At 60.4% G+C, this 18,127-nt stretch carries 18 protein-coding genes; 8 read left to right on the plus strand and 10 right to left on the minus strand.

What is annotated here, in order from left to right:
• Window position 1: 1 nt before the first annotated feature.
• Window positions 2-415, minus strand: coding sequence for a DUF4398 domain-containing protein (locus JOE39_RS00205; protein ID WP_003314262.1), 414 nt, complete (start codon window positions 413-415; stop codon window positions 2-4).
• A 380-nt stretch (window positions 416-795) separates the two neighbouring features.
• Here JOE39_RS00205 and ppc point away from each other — a divergent pair, with 380 nt between their 5' ends.
• From ppc to JOE39_RS00235, 6 genes are all read left to right on the plus strand, one after another.
• Window positions 796-3,432: a phosphoenolpyruvate carboxylase gene (gene ppc / locus JOE39_RS00210; protein WP_003422016.1), complete on the plus strand. Its 2,637-nt coding sequence runs from the start codon at window positions 796-798 to the stop codon at window positions 3,430-3,432.
• A 282-nt stretch (window positions 3,433-3,714) separates the two neighbouring features.
• A complete protein-coding gene (adk, locus tag JOE39_RS00215; RefSeq protein WP_003314266.1) occupies window positions 3,715-4,362 on the plus strand; it encodes an adenylate kinase in 648 nt (215 codons plus the stop codon).
• Between the two features lie 92 nt (window positions 4,363-4,454).
• A complete protein-coding gene (tsaB, locus tag JOE39_RS00220) occupies window positions 4,455-5,129 on the plus strand; it encodes a tRNA (adenosine(37)-N6)-threonylcarbamoyltransferase complex dimerization subunit type 1 TsaB (protein ID WP_003339614.1) in 675 nt (224 codons plus the stop codon).
• A gap of 248 nt (window positions 5,130-5,377) precedes the next feature.
• The gene (locus tag JOE39_RS00225) at window positions 5,378-5,689 is read left to right on the plus strand and encodes a hypothetical protein (RefSeq protein WP_003314268.1); all 312 of its coding nucleotides are present in this window, start codon (window positions 5,378-5,380) and stop codon (window positions 5,687-5,689) included.
• A gap of 2 nt (window positions 5,690-5,691) precedes the next feature.
• On the plus strand, window positions 5,692-6,555 hold the full coding sequence (locus JOE39_RS00230) for a DUF72 domain-containing protein (RefSeq protein WP_057405574.1): 864 nt from the start codon (window positions 5,692-5,694) through the stop codon (window positions 6,553-6,555).
• Window positions 6,556-6,688: 133 nt separating this feature from the next.
• On the plus strand, window positions 6,689-7,378 hold the full coding sequence (locus tag JOE39_RS00235; protein ID WP_210078063.1) for an extensin family protein: 690 nt from the start codon (window positions 6,689-6,691) through the stop codon (window positions 7,376-7,378).
• Window positions 7,379-7,389: 11 nt separating this feature from the next.
• Here JOE39_RS00235 and JOE39_RS00240 read toward each other — a convergent pair whose 3' ends face one another.
• Entirely contained in the window at window positions 7,390-8,013 is a 624-nt protein-coding gene (locus JOE39_RS00240; RefSeq protein WP_010416207.1) for a hypothetical protein, read from the minus strand.
• Window positions 8,014-8,109: 96 nt separating this feature from the next.
• Here JOE39_RS00240 and JOE39_RS00245 point away from each other — a divergent pair, with 96 nt between their 5' ends.
• Window positions 8,110-8,919 carry a class I SAM-dependent methyltransferase gene (locus JOE39_RS00245; RefSeq protein ID WP_210078061.1) on the plus strand — a complete coding sequence of 270 codons (810 nt, stop codon included), beginning with the start codon at window positions 8,110-8,112 and terminating at the stop codon, window positions 8,917-8,919.
• A 65-nt stretch (window positions 8,920-8,984) separates the two neighbouring features.
• On the opposite strand, the gene JOE39_RS00250 is transcribed toward JOE39_RS00245, so the two are convergent.
• From JOE39_RS00250 to dapE, 6 genes are all read right to left on the minus strand, one after another.
• A complete protein-coding gene (locus tag JOE39_RS00250) occupies window positions 8,985-9,674 on the minus strand; it encodes a DUF4197 domain-containing protein (protein WP_003391124.1) in 690 nt (229 codons plus the stop codon).
• 204 nt (window positions 9,675-9,878) lie between these two features.
• A complete protein-coding gene (locus tag JOE39_RS00255; protein WP_004418703.1) occupies window positions 9,879-10,229 on the minus strand; it encodes a YbaY family lipoprotein in 351 nt (116 codons plus the stop codon).
• 112 nt (window positions 10,230-10,341) lie between these two features.
• Window positions 10,342-12,843 carry a glycerol-3-phosphate 1-O-acyltransferase PlsB gene (gene plsB / locus JOE39_RS00260; RefSeq protein ID WP_210078059.1) on the minus strand — a complete coding sequence of 834 codons (2,502 nt, stop codon included), beginning with the start codon at window positions 12,841-12,843 and terminating at the stop codon, window positions 10,342-10,344.
• A gap of 178 nt (window positions 12,844-13,021) precedes the next feature.
• The gene (locus tag JOE39_RS00265) at window positions 13,022-13,399 is read right to left on the minus strand and encodes a hypothetical protein (RefSeq protein WP_003306646.1); all 378 of its coding nucleotides are present in this window, start codon (window positions 13,397-13,399) and stop codon (window positions 13,022-13,024) included.
• Window positions 13,400-13,418: 19 nt separating this feature from the next.
• Window positions 13,419-14,228, minus strand: a complete 810-nt coding sequence (locus JOE39_RS00270; protein WP_210078058.1) for a putative RNA methyltransferase — start codon at window positions 14,226-14,228, stop codon at window positions 13,419-13,421.
• Window positions 14,228-15,379 (minus strand): succinyl-diaminopimelate desuccinylase, encoded by a 1,152-nt coding sequence (gene dapE, locus JOE39_RS00275; protein ID WP_003339604.1) that lies wholly within the window; start codon window positions 15,377-15,379, stop codon window positions 14,228-14,230. The genes JOE39_RS00270 and dapE overlap by 1 nt, the downstream gene beginning before the upstream one ends.
• A gap of 300 nt (window positions 15,380-15,679) precedes the next feature.
• On the opposite strand from dapE, the gene tcdA reads away from it, so the two are divergent.
• A complete protein-coding gene (tcdA, locus tag JOE39_RS00280) occupies window positions 15,680-16,510 on the plus strand; it encodes a tRNA cyclic N6-threonylcarbamoyladenosine(37) synthase TcdA (protein WP_003391110.1) in 831 nt (276 codons plus the stop codon).
• Here the strand turns inward: tcdA and JOE39_RS00285 are convergent.
• Window positions 16,501-16,908 (minus strand): SufE family protein, encoded by a 408-nt coding sequence (locus tag JOE39_RS00285; RefSeq protein ID WP_003314282.1) that lies wholly within the window; start codon window positions 16,906-16,908, stop codon window positions 16,501-16,503. The genes tcdA and JOE39_RS00285 overlap by 10 nt on opposite strands.
• Window positions 16,905-18,110, minus strand: a complete 1,206-nt coding sequence (locus JOE39_RS00290; RefSeq protein WP_057445468.1) for a cysteine desulfurase — start codon at window positions 18,108-18,110, stop codon at window positions 16,905-16,907. Before JOE39_RS00290 ends, JOE39_RS00285 begins: the two co-directional genes overlap by 4 nt.
• Window positions 18,111-18,127: the final 17 nt, after the last annotated feature.

Raw genomic sequence — 18,127 nt, forward strand, 5'->3', positions numbered from 1 at the left:
ATCACTGCACCTGACGCAGGCCTTCTTCACGGAGTTCGTTGACGCCTTGACGAGCGTCCTGCACGGCCTTGGCAGCTTTGGCGGCCTGAGATTTACGTTCTGCTACACGAGCGTCCCACTCGGCCTGTTCAGACAGTCGGCGTGCTTCTTCGTATTTATGATCCTGCATGGCCAGATCAGCAGCTTTGAGCTTGTCCTGAGCCGACTTCATTTCCACCGCCGCGAACTCGGTACCGCCAGCGCTGACAGCGCTGTTGACGGCCGATTGCGAAACCGCGTACTGCTCGGAAGGCGGGTTACCGGCACAACCGGCCAGGATAAAGGTGCTACCGAGTGCCAGCGCAGCTAACTTGAGGCCGCGCAGGCCTTTGAATTTGGTTTTGGCAGTTAAGGTGTTCATGTTGATCAACTCCAATGTCTGACTCCAACGTGGTTATCCATGACAGTCGTTGCATCAAGTCCGGGCATCAGGTTCTACAACCGCCTACTGCCTTTCGGGCTTTCCTGTAATGGTTAAATGTTCCGACCTTCACGGTTTTTGAATAGTTCAGATAAATATCTACTGGCCGGTCAGGAATTTTCAGAAGCCTTCAGATGAATGCCAATATGTTGGTCATCATATTAAGGGGTGTGGAGCCACGATCAATGACCCTGATGGCGTTCAGGTTTTTGCTGAAGCATTTGTCCAATTGCAGGCTTTTGGTGCACTGTTGGCACAGCGGATTTGAATTCACGTACGCCCGTGCTGCCGAGCGGGTACGCAACTGAGCCCAGATAAAAAACGGGAGAGGAACGATGGCCGATATCGATGCGCGTCTGCGCGAAGACGTTCACCTGTTGGGTGAGCTGTTGGGGAATACGATTCGTGAGCAGCGAGGCGCTGAATTTCTCGACAAGATCGAGCGTATTCGCAAAGGCGCCAAAGCGGGCAGACGTGGTTCGGCGGAAGGGGCTGAACAGCTCAGTTCCAGCGTCGACGGGCTGGGTGATGACGAACTGCTGCCGGTTGCGCGTGCCTTCAACCAGTTTCTCAACCTGGCCAATATTGCCGAGCAGTATCAGCTCATGCACCGCCGCGACGATAAACAGCCGCTGCCATTCGAATCGCGAGTACTGCCCGAGCTGCTTGATCGTCTCAAAGTCGAAGGTCATTCACCGGACGCTCTGGCACGCCAGCTGAGCAAGCTGGAAATCGAGCTGGTGCTGACTGCGCACCCGACCGAGGTAGCACGTCGCACGCTGATCCAGAAATACGATGCCATCGCTGCGCAGCTCGCCGCACTGGATCATCGCGATCTCAACAGTATCGAGCGCACACAGATTACTTCGCGCCTGCAGCGGCTGATTGCCGAGGCCTGGCACACCGAAGAGATCCGGCGCATCCGACCCACCCCGGTCGATGAAGCCAAATGGGGTTTCGCGGTCATTGAACACTCGCTCTGGCACGCCATTCCAAACTACCTGCGCAAGGCTGACCATGCGCTGCATGCAGCCACCGGCCTGCATCTGCCCCTGGAAGCCGCGCCGATCCGTTTTGCTTCATGGATGGGCGGCGATCGTGACGGCAACCCGAATGTCACGGCTGCGGTCACCCGCGAAGTGCTGTTGCTGGCGCGCTGGATGGCGGCTGACCTGTATTTGCGTGACGTGGACAATCTCGCCGCAGAACTGTCGATGCAGCAGGCTAGCGACGCTCTGCGTGCCAGCGTGGGTGACAGCGCCGAGCCTTATCGAGCGGAACTCAAACGCCTGCGCGAGCGCTTGCGTGCGACGCGCAACTGGGCCAATGCCTCACTAAGCGAAACCCTGCCTGCGCCGGAAGCGGTGCTGCAAGACAACCGTGAACTGCTCGACCCGCTGATGCTGTGCTTCCAGTCGCTGCACGAATGCGGCATGGGTGTGATCGCCGACGGGCCGCTTCTGGATTGCTTGCGTCGGGCCGTCACATTCGGTCTGTTCCTGGTGCGTCTGGATGTTCGCCAGGATTCCAGCCGTCACTGCGCAGCGATGACCGAAATCACTGATTATCTGGGGCTGGGTCGCTACGAAGAGTGGGATGAGCAGACCCGTATCGACTTTCTGTTGCGTGAATTGAATAACCGCAGGCCGCTGCTGCCGAGCTACTTCAAGCCGGCAGCCGATACCGCAGAGGTGCTGGCAACCTGTCGGGAGGTGGCGGCCGCTCCGGCGGCGTCGCTGGGGTCTTATGTGATCTCGATGGCCGGTTCGGCCTCGGATGTGCTGGCCGTGCAACTGCTGCTCAAGGAATCCGGGCTGCAGCGGCCCATGCGTGTGGTACCGCTGTTCGAGACCCTGGCCGACCTGGATAACGCCGGTCCGGTGATCGAGACACTGCTCGGGCTGCCGGGCTATCGCTCGCGTCTGCACGGCCCGCAAGAGGTGATGATCGGCTATTCCGACTCGGCCAAGGATGCCGGCACGACGGCGGCGGCCTGGGCGCAGTATCGTGCCCAGGAAAGACTGGTGGAGATCTGCCGCGAGCAGCAGGTTGAATTACTGCTGTTCCACGGCCGCGGCGGTACAGTCGGTCGTGGCGGCGGTCCGGCGCACGCGGCGATTCTGTCGCAGCCGCCGGGTTCTGTGGCCGGGCGCTTCCGGACCACCGAGCAAGGGGAAATGATTCGTTTCAAATTCGGTCTGCCGGACATCGCCGAGCAGAACCTCAATCTCTATCTGGCCGCCGTGCTGGAAGCGACCCTGTTGCCGCCGCCACCTCCACAACCGGCGTGGCGGACGATGATGGACCAGATGGCCGGCGACGGGGTCAGCGCCTATCGCGCCGTGGTGCGCGAGAACCCGGAATTCGTCGAGTATTTCCGTCAGGCGACACCCGAGCAGGAACTGGGGCGTTTGCCACTTGGCAGCCGTCCGGCCAAGCGCCGCGAGGGCGGTGTAGAGAGTCTTCGTGCCATTCCGTGGATCTTCGCCTGGACGCAGACGCGTCTGATGCTGCCCGCCTGGCTGGGCTGGGAGGCTGCGCTGAGCAAGGCACTGGAGCGCGGGGAGGGCGAGGTACTGGCGCAGATGCGTGAGCAGTGGCCGTTCTTCAGAACGCGCATCGACATGCTGGAAATGGTCCTCGCCAAAGCCGATGCGGACATCGCCCGACTCTATGACGAACGTCTGGTCAGCGCCGAGCTGCAACATTTGGGCGCACATTTACGTGACCTATTGTCGCAGGCGTGCAATGTGGTTCTGGGGCTGACCGGGCAGACGCAACTGCTGGCCCACAGCCCTGAAACGCTGGAATTCATCAGCCTGCGCAACACCTACCTTGACCCGTTGCATTTGCTTCAGGCAGAGCTGTTGTCGCGCTCGCGTAATCGTGAAGCCAGTCTGGACAGTCCTCTGGAACTGGCGCTGCTGGTGTCTGTAGCGGGGATTGCTGCCGGTCTGCGGAATACGGGCTGATGGATCAGGCCGATGCCATCGTCGGGCCTTTTTGGTCCGGCGATGGCCAGCGCGGGATTTGCAGGCTGGCCTGCCGTAAACCTTGATACAGGTCATGTCACTCTGAAATCAAGGCTGACAAGCCGGTGCGCCTGCGGTTACTGCGACTTTCGGCGGCTTGTGCGGCCTCGGTCTGCTGTGTATCTTGATCAGCCTTTCGGCCTATTGGCCTGATTCATTTTTTAGATTGGCCCCCGAGGCGAATCCGATGATTTCACTATAAAAAATTTGAGGAGCATGACGATGCGCGTGATTCTGCTGGGAGCTCCCGGGGCCGGTAAAGGTACTCAGGCAAAATTCATCACTGAAAAGTTCGGCATCCCGCAGGTTTCGACAGGCGACATGCTGCGCGCTGCAGTCAAGGCTGAAACCGAGCTGGGCCTTAAGGCCAAAAGCGTTATGGACTCTGGCGGTCTGGTTTCCGATGACCTGATCATCGGCCTGATCAAGGACCGTCTGGCCGAGCCGGACTGCGCGAACGGCGTGCTGTTCGATGGTTTCCCGCGCACCATTCCACAGGCCGAAGCCCTGTTGAAAGCCGGTCTGGAAATCGACCATGTGCTGGAAATCGCCGTCGATGACGAAGAAATCGTCAAGCGCATGTCCGGCCGCCGGGTTCACGAAGGTTCCGGGCGCATTTACCACACCATCTTCAATCCACCGAAGGTTGAAGGTATCGATGATGTGACTGGTGAGCCGCTGCTGCAGCGCAAGGACGACGTCGAAGAGACCGTGCGTCATCGCCTGTCGGTGTACCACGCCCAGACCAAGCCGCTGGTCGAGTTCTACAGCAAGCTGGAAGCGAAGAACGGCAAGCCCAAGTGCAGCCATATTCCGGGCGTCGGTTCGGTTGAGGACATCACTGCAAAAGTACTGGAAGCTCTTAAGTAAGGCTCTCGGTCTGAACAATAAATGGCCCGCTTGCGGGCCATTTGTCATTTATACTGCTGCACTTTTTCACATTGACCACGACGGAAACACCGATGACCACCTTGCTGGCCCTGGACACCGCCACTGAAGCCTGCTCGGTCGCTTTGCTGCATGACGGCAAGGTGCTGAGCCACTACGAGGTGATTCCGCGCCTGCACGCCCAGCGGCTGCTGCCCATGATCAAAACCCTGATGGCTGAGGCGGGCATTGCCATGTCGGCGCTGGACGCCATCGCTTTCGGACGCGGGCCTGGTGCATTCACCGGTGTACGTATTGCCATCGGCGTCGTGCAAGGCTTGGCATTCGCCCTGGAACGTCCGGTACTGCCTGTTTCGAACCTCGCCGTACTGGCGCAGCGCGCCTGGCGCGAGCACGGCGTGTCGCAAGTGGCATCGGCCATCGATGCGCGCATGGACGAGGTGTACTGGGGCTGCTATCACGAGACCGCTGGCGAGATGCGTCTGTTGGGCGACGAAGCTGTGATGGCGCCCGAACTGGCCACGCTGCCTGCGCAGGCCAGCGGTCAATGGTTTGGTGCCGGTACGGGCTGGGGCTACGCAGAGCGTATTCCGGTCAGCCTGGCAGGTCATGATGCAGCCATGCTGCCGCACGCGCAGGATCTGTTGACGCTGGCGACCTTTGCCTGGCACCGCGGCGAGGCCCTGCCTGCAGATGACGCTCAGCCGGTTTACCTGCGTGACAAGGTGGCTACGCCGAAGGCGCGTTGAATGAACGGGGGGCGGGGATTGCACGGCAGCCTGCCGCTTTCATGAGGATGTCTTTTCGATACCCGCCAACCAGTCAGCCAGTTTTTGAAAAATATCAGTTTGCCATCTACCGTTTATCGTGCAAATGGTCTTTAATCTCATTTGGCGATAACAGTTTGCAATATATGTGGTCTAGTTATCGTTACGCAATTTGCGAACTACAAGGCAGTAACGCTAAATTGCCACTATCGACGCCGAGTACATAATCGATGCGCATAGACGGAACCTCATCACGCTCGTATCCCATCAAGCGAAAGCCGCAGAAAACGCCTTCGACCGTCGAAGGTTCTTTTGAGGAAGTCGTAGTTGATGCCGAGCTGCCGCCGCCTCCAGCGCGCGCTCGCCGTGAAACGGGTGATTCAACGATTGGCAGCACTGCCAACGTGCCTGCGCGTCCGCAAGACATCATTTTCCCGCGCTCCATGAGCTCTCGTGTCGCCCATGCGCTGGCCAGTTATATGGCCACTGCCAGTTTTGTCGATTGGGACCTTGAAGTATCGGGGCTCGATCTGCACGTCTGATTGTGTCTCTTCTGCCTTACTACGTCGGTTGTCCGTCATGGAGTGAAAACGCCTGGCGAGATTCGCTGTACCCCGCAGATGCCCGCCCCAATGATTTCCTGAATCTCTACACTCAGGTATTCAACGCTGTCGAAGGCAATACCACGTTCTATGCCCGTCCCGCCGCCACCACGGTGCAGCGTTGGGCAGAAACAATGCCCGACGATTTTCGCTTCACCGCCAAATTCCATAAAGACATCAGCCACAATGGCGATCTTCGTGAGCAGGTGGGCGCCGCTGAAGAGTTTATTCGCCTGCTTGCGCCGCTGGGCGGGCGTATCGCGCCGTTCTGGCTGCAGTTGCCCGCCAGCTTCACGCCGCAGCGTCTGGCCGAGCTGGCCGGCTTTCTCGACGAGCTCAACGTGCCGCTGGCCGTGGAAGTGCGCAATATGGCGTTTTTCATGAAGGGTGACGAAGAGCGCATGCTCAATCGCCTGTTGCTGGATCGAGGCGTCGAGCGCATCTGCCTCGATTCCCGGGCATTGTTCAGCTGTGTATCGACTGACCCTGCAGTCCTGCACGCCCAATCGAAAAAGCCCAAGGTGCCGCCTCGTCCGGCTGCGCTGACCCTGTTTCCCCAAGTGCGCTTCATCGGCGGTCCGGACCTGGAGGCCAACGATCAGTTTCTGCTGCAGTGGGTTGAGAAGGTCGCCGTGTGGATCGAAGAGGGGCGCACGCCGTATGTGTTCCTGCACACCCCTGACAACATCAGGGCTGCCGAGCAGGCCATGCGCTTTCATCAGCAACTGATGGCGCGATTGCCTGGCTTGCCGGCATTGTTCGAGCTGGATCGCGGGCCTCAGGTGGAACAGTTGGGCTTGCTCTGAGGTCTTCCAGGTGTGGGCTGATGAAGTCCGACCTTGTGGAGAGCCCGCTTATGGATTCGCAACTGCGCTGTTTTGCCCCTGTTTGTAAACGCTTCATCCGATTCGCATCTGTTGCCCAGTCCAAGGGTTGAGCATGCGCGTGCTGCTGGTATTCCTGCTGCTCTGTGCAACGGCTGCATTCGCAGTCTGGCGTGGCTGGGTCGATGTCCCCGAGCGCTGGAACCCATGGGCACCGCTGGATGTGCGGGCCGAGCCCAACTTTCTGACGTCTTACAAGCTGTCGCGACTGCGCAACGATCCCGCACTGTGCGATCAGGTACTGAGTTCGTCGGGGTTGCATTTCAGTCGCCAGGCCGACAGTGATCCTTCTGCTCGTTGCCCTCTGCAAAATACACTGCGTATTCAGGGTGGCGACGTGGCGCTGAGCAGTAGCTTTCTGGCCAGTTGCCCGTTGGCGGTCGCCTATGCGCTGTTTGATATCCACACATTGCAACCTGCGGCTCAGGCCGTTTTCGGCCAGCGGGTAGCGCGGATCGATCACTTAGGCAGCTTTGCCTGCCGCAACATCTACAACCGCGCCAATGCTCGGCTCAGCCAGCACGCCACGGCCAATGCGCTGGACATGGCAGGTTTTCGCCTGGCAGACGGTCAGCGCATCGGTGTTCTCAAGGATTGGGGCGATGAGGGGGACAAGGGGCGTTTTCTAAGGCTGTTACGTGACGGTGCCTGCAAAAACTTCAGTACGGTGCTCGGGCCGGATTACAACGCGGCGCATCGCGATCATTTTCACGTCGACATGGGGCGCTGGTCGGTGTGTAAGTAAGCGTTCGGGGCTTATGCCGCCATCCGCAGGTTCTGCAGGATCAGCGGACGTGCCCAGCCGTTCTCGTAGTCGAACTGACGCTGTTGGGCGGCAATGGTCTGCTCATCCAGCGGCTGGGCAGGCTTGTCGGCCAGTTCCCATTCGAATTCGGCAATCGGCAGATGCAGCGGGCGTGGCTGCGGGCCAGGGCCTGGTTTGACGCTATCGTCATAAGGGTTCAGAACGGTAGGGCGTACCCAATGGCTCTCGAATTCCAGATGGCGTTGCTGTTCGATCATTTCAGCCATGCTGAACGGCTCGGCAGGCGGAGGCAGCAGATCAAGGTCGAATTCGGCAATCGGCAGGAACAGCGGCTCTGGAGGCTTGACCTCGGTGTCGGTGACCGGGCAGGTACGTTGCTCGACGATCTTGCTCAGGGTTTTTGCACCAGCGACCGGTTCGCCCGTCTCTACATCCACCTCAACAGCCGTCGGATGCACGGGTACTGAAGGGCTTTCACTGACCTGATCCGCCATCGCCCGGGCAAATGCATCCGACCACAGCTGCGTCACACCACCCAGTGTGCGGCTGTTGCGTACGCTAAAGTCGCCTGAGTGCGACAAATAGCCGATGGATGATTGAACAATCTCTGACATAGCGATCAGTACTGGCCTTGGGTCTGGCAAAATGCCGGATACTTGGTTATCGGCAGATTTTGCCGATCATTAACAATTTTTGAGTGTGTAAGCGCAATGATTGATCAGCAAGCAGGCAGTCGTATCCGGGTCGAAGCCCTGGCCGTTGGCGAACAGGAGCAGGCGGCGCAGTGGGCGCAGCGCCTAGGCCTGCCGTTGAGCGATGCGTGCGCTGATTTTGCGCTGCAATTAACTGACCACGGGCTGCAATTGCAGCAGTTGGGCGATGATGCGCCGGGCGCCGTACGTGTCGATTTTGTCGAGGGCGCGGTGGCTCATCGGCGGTTGTTCGGTGGCGGGACCGGGCAGATGATTGCCAAGGCGGTCGGTATTCAGCCGGGCATTCGCCCCAGCGTGCTGGACGCAACGGCAGGTCTTGGCAAGGATGCATTCGTGCTGGCAAGTCTGGGCTGCGACATGAGCCTGATCGAGCGTCAGCCGATCATCGCTGCATTGCTGGAGGACGGTCTGGCTCGCGGGCGCGGTGATCGTGATGTCGGCTCCATCATTGTCCGTATGCGCCTGTTGACCGGCAACTCGATCGACATCATCCGCGCCTGGACAGGGGAGCCGCCCCAGGTGATCTACCTGGACCCGATGTTCCCGCACCGGGAAAAGACCGCGCTGGTGAAAAAGGAAATGCGTCTGTTCCGGCCGCTGGTCGGTGATGACATGGACGCGCCTGCGTTGCTGGAGGCCGCACTGGCGCTTGCCACCCACCGCGTGGTGGTCAAACGCCCGCGCAAGGCCCCCTGCATCGACGGCGTCAAGCCGGGCTATGCGCTGGACGGCAAATCCAGCCGCTACGACATCTACCCGAAGAAGGCTTTGAAGCCCAAGGCAGCCACAGACGAGAGCGGTACATAGCGCCTATCGTCGACAGCCCGAGTCAAACGCAGATGCGCCTGTGAATACAGGCGCAAACACCGCACTCAAAGCGCGCCAAAGACCTTCTTCGCCAGGCCCGTAGCTGCAGCAGCAGGGTTGGCGCGAATGCTTTCTTCCTGTTTGGCGATCATTTCGAACAGCCCGTTCAGCGCCTGTTCGGTCACGTAGCCTTCAAGATTTGCGCTTTTGCTGTCAAGCGCGCCAAGCGCCGCCGCCTTGCCGGCAAAGGCGTTGTACTTCTGCGCCAGACCGACCTGATCGGTGGACTTCTTGACGATAGGCAGGAACTTGGCGCGTATCTGCTCGCGGCTGGTGCTGCTCAGGTACTGGGTGGCCGAGTCCTTGCCGCCGCTGAGAATGGCCTTGGCGTCGGTTACGCTCATCTTTTTCACTGCATCTACAAGCAGTGCCTGAGCTTGAGGCACGGCGGCTTCGGCGGCCTGGTTCATGCTGGTTTCCAGCTGATCGACTTGAGCGCCCATGCCGAGCATTTTCATCTTTTTCGCGATCTGGCCGAGTTTGCCCGGCAGCTCGATACGCACCTCTTCATTTTTGCTGAAACCGCCGGGAACGCCGAGTTGTTTGACGGCGACCTGTGCGCCTTGAGTCAAGGCATCCTTGAGCCCACCGGTCGCGTCTGATTGCGAGAGGTCGCCCAGCGATAGAGCGAAGACGTTGGCCGACAGCAGAAGGCCTGCGCACAGGCCGGCCAGGGTGAACGAAAAACGAGGCATGAGAGCGTCCTTGTTGAAGTGGGTTCTGACCTGAACCCGGATCGATAATGGTGCGGTGCGTGATCAAGCGTATCAGGAAGTCGCGACAGGCACTTGCACCTGTGAGCGATGGACGTCAATCGATGTCGAGGGGGAGGAAGCCTTGTGAAACGACAACGGCGCGCCGAGGCGCACCGTTGAAGGGAGCAATCAGCGCTGAACGGATCAGCCGGCTGCTTGAATGACCTTGATCAGCAGGCCTTTCTGGTCTTCGTTGGTCAGCTCGACCGAGTGAACGGTATCGTTGATCCATACCAGAGTGCCGTTGTGTTCGATTCGTGCCGACAGGGAGTAGCTGTGGCCCTGCACGGGGTAGCGATCTGCGGCATAGCCCAGTTCAAACGGCAGCGGCACCTGGTGAGTAATCTCTGTTTCGCTGACATCAATCACATGGGCCGGTGCGTCAGCAAGGCTGATGTCATTCAGCGCAACAATCAGCTTGCAGCCCGTTGGCAATGCGATGCGTGGCAGGTAATAAACTTCACCCTGAAGGCGTACTAGGGGTTCGCTGGACATTTCAATTTCCTTATTTGATTAAGTACCAGTCATTGGTACCCACCAAACCCTAGCAGGGGCCAGAGAGCAGAAAACAGCTGTCTAAAAATCCCTGCCAGGTTACGGAAAAGCCCTACGTTTTCTCTTGATCGCTTCCCACATCCTGCTCCTCTTCATTGCTGTGCAAGGCCACTTGCCGTATCGAAAGACGGATTTCGGCAGGCAACACTCGCTTGGCCGCACCTTCCGCCAGTTCTCCCAGCATCGGGTGATAGCTCAGCTTGCCGGCACTGTCCTTGCGCAGCACACCCAGGTCCAGCAGGGTCTGGATGAAGTGCCGGAACAGGCTCTTGTCGAAGAACTCCGGCGCATTGAGGCCATGCAGAATCGACAGGCGCTGAGCCATCACCGTGCACAGGTCCTCGAGCTGCTCGGGGCTCAGCGTGTTCTGCCCGCTGTTGAGCAACAAGGCAATCGCCATGTAGAAGCGCTGCAGGGTCTGGGCGATGGCGCGGGACAACAGGGTCAGCAAGACGAACTCGCGTGAACTGGGCTCCGGGCGCACGTAGGCGTCTTTTTTGAAGCGCAACAGACCTTGTTCCACGAACGCAGCCAGCCATTGATCGACCACTTCATCCAGCTCGTTCAGCGGCCAGCGAATGAACAGTTCCGATTGCAGGAATGGGTACAGCGCACGTGTGTAGCGCAGGATCTGTTCGCGGGTCATGCGCGACGAGCTCTGGAAAAAGCTCGCCAGCAGCGAGGGCAGGGCGAATATGTGCAGGACGTTGTTGCGGTAGTAGGTCATCAACACCGCATTCTGTTCGTTCAGGTACAGAATTTTGCCCAGCGCGTCTTTTTGTTCGGCGAGCAGGTCCATGCCTTTTACGTGCTCGATCAGCGAACGGCCATCACCTTCCGGCAGTGTCGTGTGCGGGGAGTACGGAACGGCGCGTAGCAAGGTCAGGTACAGGTCGAGAACCCGCTCCATGGCCTGATCGTCCAGCGCCAGTCTTTGCGTCGACAATAACGCCACGGCAACCAGGTTCATCGGGTTGACGGCAGCGGCTTCGTTCAGATGCTGGGCCACACGCTCACCCAGGCGGTGCGTGGTCTCGCTCAGCCATTCGGGGCGAAATTGCGGGGCCAGCTGCTGTTCGCGCCAGTCCGGTTGTTCGCCATCGAGAAACTCGGCCAGTTTGATCGGCGCACCGAAGTTCACCGAGACCTGACCGAAGCGCTGCTTCAGCGCGCCGATGACTTTGAAGATATCGAAGATCGACTCTTTCTTCTTGGTTGCGCCGCGCAGTTCGCCCAGATAAGTACGGCCTTCCAGCACACGCTCGTAGCCGATGTACACCGGGATGAAGACGATGGGCATCCGCGAGTTGCGCAGGAAGCTGCGCAGGGTGATGGCGAGCATGCCGGTTTTCGGTTGTAGCATGCGCCCGGTGCGTGAACGGCCGCCTTCGACAAAGTATTCGACCGGAAAGCCCTTGATGAACAGCGTGTGCAGGTACTCGGTGAACACCGCCGTATACAGCGGGTTACCCTTGAACGTGCGGCGCATGAAAAATGCCCCACCACGTCGCAGCAGGCCGCCGACCACAGGCATATTCAGGTTGATGCCGGCGGCGATGTGCGGCGGCGTGAGGCCGTTGCGAAATAGCAGGTAAGACAGCAGCAGATAATCGATATGGCTTCGGTGGCAAGGCACATAAATGACCTCATGTCCCGGTGCGACTTCCTGAACGCCTTCGATGTGGCTGACCTTGATGCCGTCGTAGATCTTGTTCCAGAACCAGCTGAGCACCACCTCCATGAAACGGATCACCGAATAGGTGTAGTCCGAGGCGATCTCGTTGCCGTAGCTCAGCGCCCGTTCCCGGGCCTTTTCCTGGGTGATGTGTTCACGCTCGGCCTCTTCGATGATCGCCTGCTTGACCAGCGGTTCGTCCAGCAGACCTTTGACCACCGTGCGCCGGTGCGACACGTCCGGGCCGATCACGGCGCTTTTCAGGTTGCGAAAGTGCACGCGCAGCAGACGTTGGGTCATGCGCAGCGTCAGCTCGTAACCTTTGTTTTCACCCACCAGTTCGCGCATGTGAATTGGCGCGGAAAACTGCACGCGGGTCTTGCGGCCCAGAATCAGAATGCTGACCAGACGGCGCAACCGGCCGGTCACCGCCCAGCTGTCGGCAAACAGCAGCTTCCAGGCACTGGATTCGCGGTCAGGTGACTGGCCCCAGAACACGCTGACCGGGATGATCTGCGCGTCTTCGCCGGGGTTCTGGCTGACGGCTGCGACCACACGCTCCAGCGTCGGGGGCGCACCACGCTTGTCCTGGCGACCGAGCCAGTCGGGGGAGGGGGTCAGGTAAAAGAATGCGGCGGGCTCGATCAGGTTGCCAACCGCTACCGACAGCACCGGACGAGGTAGACCGGCTTTACGGCATTCTGTATCGATCACTGCCAGGTCGCTGATTGAAGGCGATTGCAGTGCATAGAACACCGGGCGACTGCGGTCCAGATTCAGCGTAAAAGACGATTGATTGATGGTTTCCGAGCGAACCCAGAGATACAACAACCGGCGTAGGGTGCCGAACACAAGACGACGGAATGGAGAGCGGGTCATACGGCTTCTGCTGAGTGAGGGGCGGGCGGCTGCCCTGGATGGGCGCCAGTGTGACGTATCCCGAAGCGATCGGCAAAAGCGCCGGTGTGCCCGCTGAACGGATCAAGTCCGAATGACCGCTTGCCGAGCCGGGCTCACCTGACGACGGCACGTATCAGGAACGTCGCGGCGAAAAGTCTTACGCGGTTCGCCAGGTAATCTCTTCCTCACCGTCGGCACTGACGCGTATCCAGCGGTCAGCAGTTTCGTCGCTTTCTTCTTCAACCCAGGTGCCCGGTGCGCAACGTACTTCGACGTTCAAGGCCTTGAATGCGGCGCGTGCGCAGGCGATGTCGTCTTCCCACGGGGTCTGATCGCTGTCCAGATGCAGGCTGTTCCATTTGCCGACTGCTCTGGGCAACCAGGTCACGGCTACAGTGCCCGCTGTGCATTTCCAGGTCTGGCCTTTCTGCTTCCAGTCGCTGCAGGAGCCCAGCGCGTCGCCGAGCCACTGGGCGATTGCCTTGTGATCGACGTCTTCGTCTTTCAGGTAAATCTCGATATCGGGTTGGCGCATGGGGGCCTCTGTTGAATGCTTATTGCAGTACGAAATAATCGTAGCGCATGGAAACGGTGACCTTGAAAGGTCCTGGTTGCTCGATGACCGCTGCCCGACGTTCGGCGCTGGCGCGCCAGCCGTGCGGTGTCATGGCCAGCAGATCGGCGCGGGACTGGCTGTCGATCAGCTTCAGCGTATAGCGCAGGGTTTCGCTGTGTTGCAGCTGCATGCCTTGCGGCACCAGCGACAGGTGCTTGTCGTCGGCGTAATCGCGCACTTCATTATAGAGCCGCTGACGCAGCTCCATCAGATGCTCATTGGTCGGGCCGACCCGCATCAGTCCGCCGCCCGGGGTCAGCAAGCGCTTGGCTTCCTGCCAGTCCAGCGGGCTGAACACACTGGCCAGAAACTGGCAACTGGCATCCGGAAGTGGCACACGGGCCATGCTGGCGACCATCCAGGTCAGCGTCGGGTCACGACGGCAGGCGCGCTTGACCGCTTCGCGGGAGATGTCCAGCGCATAGCCATCGGCATGGGGCAAGGCTTCGGCAATCTGCGCGGTGTAATAACCTTCGCCACAGCCGATGTCCAGCCAGCGCGCCGGGGATCGCTCGGCGGCCAGTTCAGCCAGACGCCGGGCTACCGGAGCGTAGTGCCCGGCATTGAGAAAGTCGCGTCGCGCCTCGACCATGGCCTGATTGTCGCCAGGGTCGCGGCTGTTCTTGTGCTGCACCGGCAACAGGTTCAGATAGCCCTGACGGGCTCGGTCGAAACGGTGATTGGCCGGGCACACCACGCCGTTGTCGGCAGTGCTGAGCGGCGCTGAGCAGATCGGGCAGGTCAGCATCAGGCGAGCAACTTGACCAGAGTCTGGTAGTAGATCTCGGTCAGCACATCGAGGTCGCTGGCCAGAATACGTTCGTTGACCTGATGGATCGTTGCGTTGACCGGACCCAGCTCGACCACTTGGGTGCCGAGGGTGGCGATGAAACGACCATCGGAGGTTCCGCCGCTGGTCGAGGCTTTAGTCTCACGACCCGTTACGCTTTTGATGCTGGAAGACACGGCGTCCAGCAACGCGCCCGGCTCGGTGAGGAACGGCAGGCCGGACAATGCCCAGTCCACGTGCCAGTCGAGTTCATGCCTGTCGAGGATATCGGCCACGCGCTGTTGCAGGCCTTCGACGGTCGACTCGGTGGAAAAACGGAAGTTGAAGACCGCCACCAGATCGCCGGGGATGACGTTGGTGGCGCCGGTGCCAGCGTTCAGGTTAGAGATCTGGAAGCTGGTCGGCGGGAAGAAATCGTTGCCGTGGTCCCAGTGCTCGGCGGCCAGTTCGGCCAAGGCCGGAGCGGCCAGGTGAATCGGGTTCTTCGCCAGATGCGGGTAAGCCACATGGCCCTGCTTGCCGCGCACCGTCAGCGTGGCCCCCAGCGAACCGCGCCGACCGTTCTTGACCACATCGCCGACCAGCGTGGTGCTCGACGGCTCGCCGACGATGCACCAGTCCAGGCGTTCCTTGCGTGCTGCGAGGCGCTCGACCACGGCTTTGGTGCCGTGATGCGCCGGGCCTTCTTCGTCGCTGGTGATCAGGAATGCCACCGAGCCCTTGTGATCAGGGTGATCGGCGACAAAGCGTTCGGCCGCCACCAGCATGGCCGCCAGACTGCCTTTCATGTCTGCCGCGCCACGTCCGCAAAGCATGCCGTGCTCGTCGATCAACGCATCGAACGGGTCGTTCTGCCAATTCTGCAGCGGCCCGGTCGGAACCACGTCGGTATGACCGGCGAAACACAGTACCGGGCCGTCGGTGGTGCCGTGGGTGGCCCAGAAGTTGTCGACGTCTTCGATGCGCATCGGCTCCAGCTTGAAGCCGGCATCGCCCAGGCGCTGCATCATCACGGTCTGGCAATCGGCATCGACCGGCGTCACTGACGGACGGCGGATCAGATCGCAGGCGAGTTGGAGGGTGGGCGAGAGGTCGGCTGGGGCCGTCATGTACAGAACTCCGGTAGCAAGACTTTGGGCGCGAAAAGGCGGATATCTTAAAGCAAAAAGACGACTTGAGGCCGTCGTTTATCGCGCCCGGTGGATATGTCAGGCAGTGGATGTGGCGGGGCCGCTTCCATTCACGTTCGTGATCCACGCTCGCCACCCTTGGCTTTCGATGCCTGGCGTCCTTTCTTCGCAGGGCTTCGAAAAGGGGCGCTGTCGAGCCGTCAGCGTGGATCGCGTCAAGTCAGGTGTCTTGTCGTCGACAAACCCCTATAATGCGCGCCGGTTTTTGAGGTATTGGTCATGAGCGCAGAAGATCCACGTTTCGCTGGCATCGCCCGTCTTTATGGCGTCGAGGGGCTGGCACGCCTGCGCGCGGCTCATGTGGCCGTGGTCGGTATCGGCGGCGTGGGCTCCTGGGCGGCGGAAGCGATGGCGCGCAGTGGCGTGGGTGAGATTTCGCTGTTCGACATGGACGATGTCTGTGTCAGTAACAGCAACCGCCAGTTGCATGCACTGGACAGCACGGTTGGTCGGCCGAAGGTCGATGTAATGGCTGAGCGTATCCGCGCGATCAACCCCGATTGCATCGTGCACGCGGTGTCTGATTTCGTGACCCGCGACACAATGGCCGAGTGCATTACCCCGGACATGGACTTCGTGATCGATTGCATCGACAGCGTCAACGCCAAGGCTGCGCTGATTTCATGGTGCAAACGACGCAAGATTCAGATGGTCACCACCGGGGGCGCCGGCGGGCAGATCGATCCGACCCTGATTCAGATCGCCGACCTCAACCGCACCTTCAATGACCCGCTGGCCTCCAAAGTGCGTTCGACCCTGCGTCGGGATTATGGCTTTTCACGCACGCCTAACCGTCACTACAGCGTGCCTTGCGTGTTTTCTACTGAACAACTGCGCTACCCCAAGCCGGATGGCAGCATTTGTCTGGAAAAGAAATTCGTCGGCGAGGGCGTAAAGCTCGATTGCGCCGGTGGTTTCGGTGCAGTGATGATGGTGACCGCAACCTTTGGCATGGTTGCCGCCACCCGTGCGGTGGACAAACTGGTGGCGGGCACGCGACGGCCTTCGGAGCGGGTCAAGCCAGCGGCTGCAACGCCCGATCAGGCTTGAGTCAGCTGGCGCATCTTCTGCAGTACGGCATTCAGGCCGTTGCTGCGCGAGGGTGAGAGCTGGCGGGCGAGGCCCAACTGATGGAACCAGTCAGGTAAATCCACGGCTGCCAGCTCCCGTTCCGACAGGCCGTTGACACGCGCCAGTAGCAGCGCCACCAGGCCGCGAATCAGTCGCGCGTCGCTGCCGGCCCGAAACAGCCAGGCGTCGTCGCTGACTTCGCCGGTCAGCCAGACCTTGCTTTCACAACCGTGTACCAGATTGTCGTCGGTCCTTTCTTCGTCACTCAGCGGCGCAAGTTGATCCCCCCATTGCATCAGCAGGCGTGCGCGCTGTTCCCAGCCTTGCGGCCGGGAAAAACTGTCGAGTGCAGTTTGCGCCAGCGGGGGCAGGCTCATCGAAGCAGCTCCAGTGCCTGATCCAGTGCGCTGAAGAACTGCAGCAGATCGTCCGAATCATTGTACAGCGCCAGTGACACTCGAATCGCGCCGGGCAGGCCAAGGGTCTTGAACAGCGGCATCGCGCAGTGATGGCCGGCGCGTACGGCAATGCCCTGCTCGGTCAGCAGGTGGGCCACATCAGCATTGTGAACGCCATCGACGACGAAGCTGACCAGTGCCAGATCCGGTGAGCCCAGAACTTGAATGCCGTCCCGCTGCTGCAGACCCTCGAGCAGGCGACGGTGCAGTCTGGCTTCATGTTCTGCAACCGCCTGATGGTCGAGACTGTCCAGGTAACTCAGGGTAGCGCCCAGACCGATCACACTGGCAATGGGCGGGGTGCCCGCCTCGAAACCCAGTGGTGCCGGACGAAATTTCGCGTGCTGATAATCGGCTGTCAGCACCATCTCGCCGCCGAACTGCCAATGCGCGAGGCTGGGCAGCGCCTCGTTGCGTCCGTAGAGCACGCCGAGTCCTTCCGGGCCATACAGTTTGTGGCTGGAAAACACATAAAAATCGCAGCCCAGCGCCTGCACATCATGGCGTCCGTGCACCACGCCCTGCGAGCCGTCCACGACGGTGAGTGCGCCTTGGCTCTTGGCCAGGGCGATGAGGCGGGCAAGGGGTTGCCAGGTGCCGAGCACGTTGGAGAGCTGGGTGACTGCGAGCAGGCGTGTGCGCGGTCCGATCAGGCTGGCTGCCGCGTCGCAGTCGATCACGCCGTCGATGTCCAGCGGCAGAACCACCAGTTTCAGGCCTCGACGCTGAGCCAGTTGCTGCCATGGCAGCAGATTGGCGTGATGTTCCAGCGCGCTGATGGCGATCTCGTCGCCCGCCGCGAATTCATGTTCCAGCCCGTAGGCCAGCAGGTTCAGCGCAGACGTTGCGCCGTGGGTGAAGATGATCTGGCCGTTCTCGCCGGCATTCAGCCAGCGGGCGACCTTGCCACGGCTGGCCTCGAACGCTTGAGTGGCATGTGCGCCGGGCAGATGCTGGGCGCGATGCACATTGGCGGCACCGTTGGCGTAGTAATGAGTCAGGGCGTCGAGGAGTGCCTGAGGCTTTTGCGTCGTGGCGGCGTTGTCCAGATAGGTCTGGCCTTGCCGTTGCAGCGCAGCGATGGCGGGGAAGTCGCCGCGCCAGGGAGAGAAGAGGGGCATTGTTCGTCCAGCGTGTG

Source organism: Pseudomonas sp. PvP100, assembly GCF_017833055.1.
In the GTDB taxonomy this organism is placed as follows: domain Bacteria; phylum Pseudomonadota; class Gammaproteobacteria; order Pseudomonadales; family Pseudomonadaceae; genus Aquipseudomonas; species Aquipseudomonas syringae.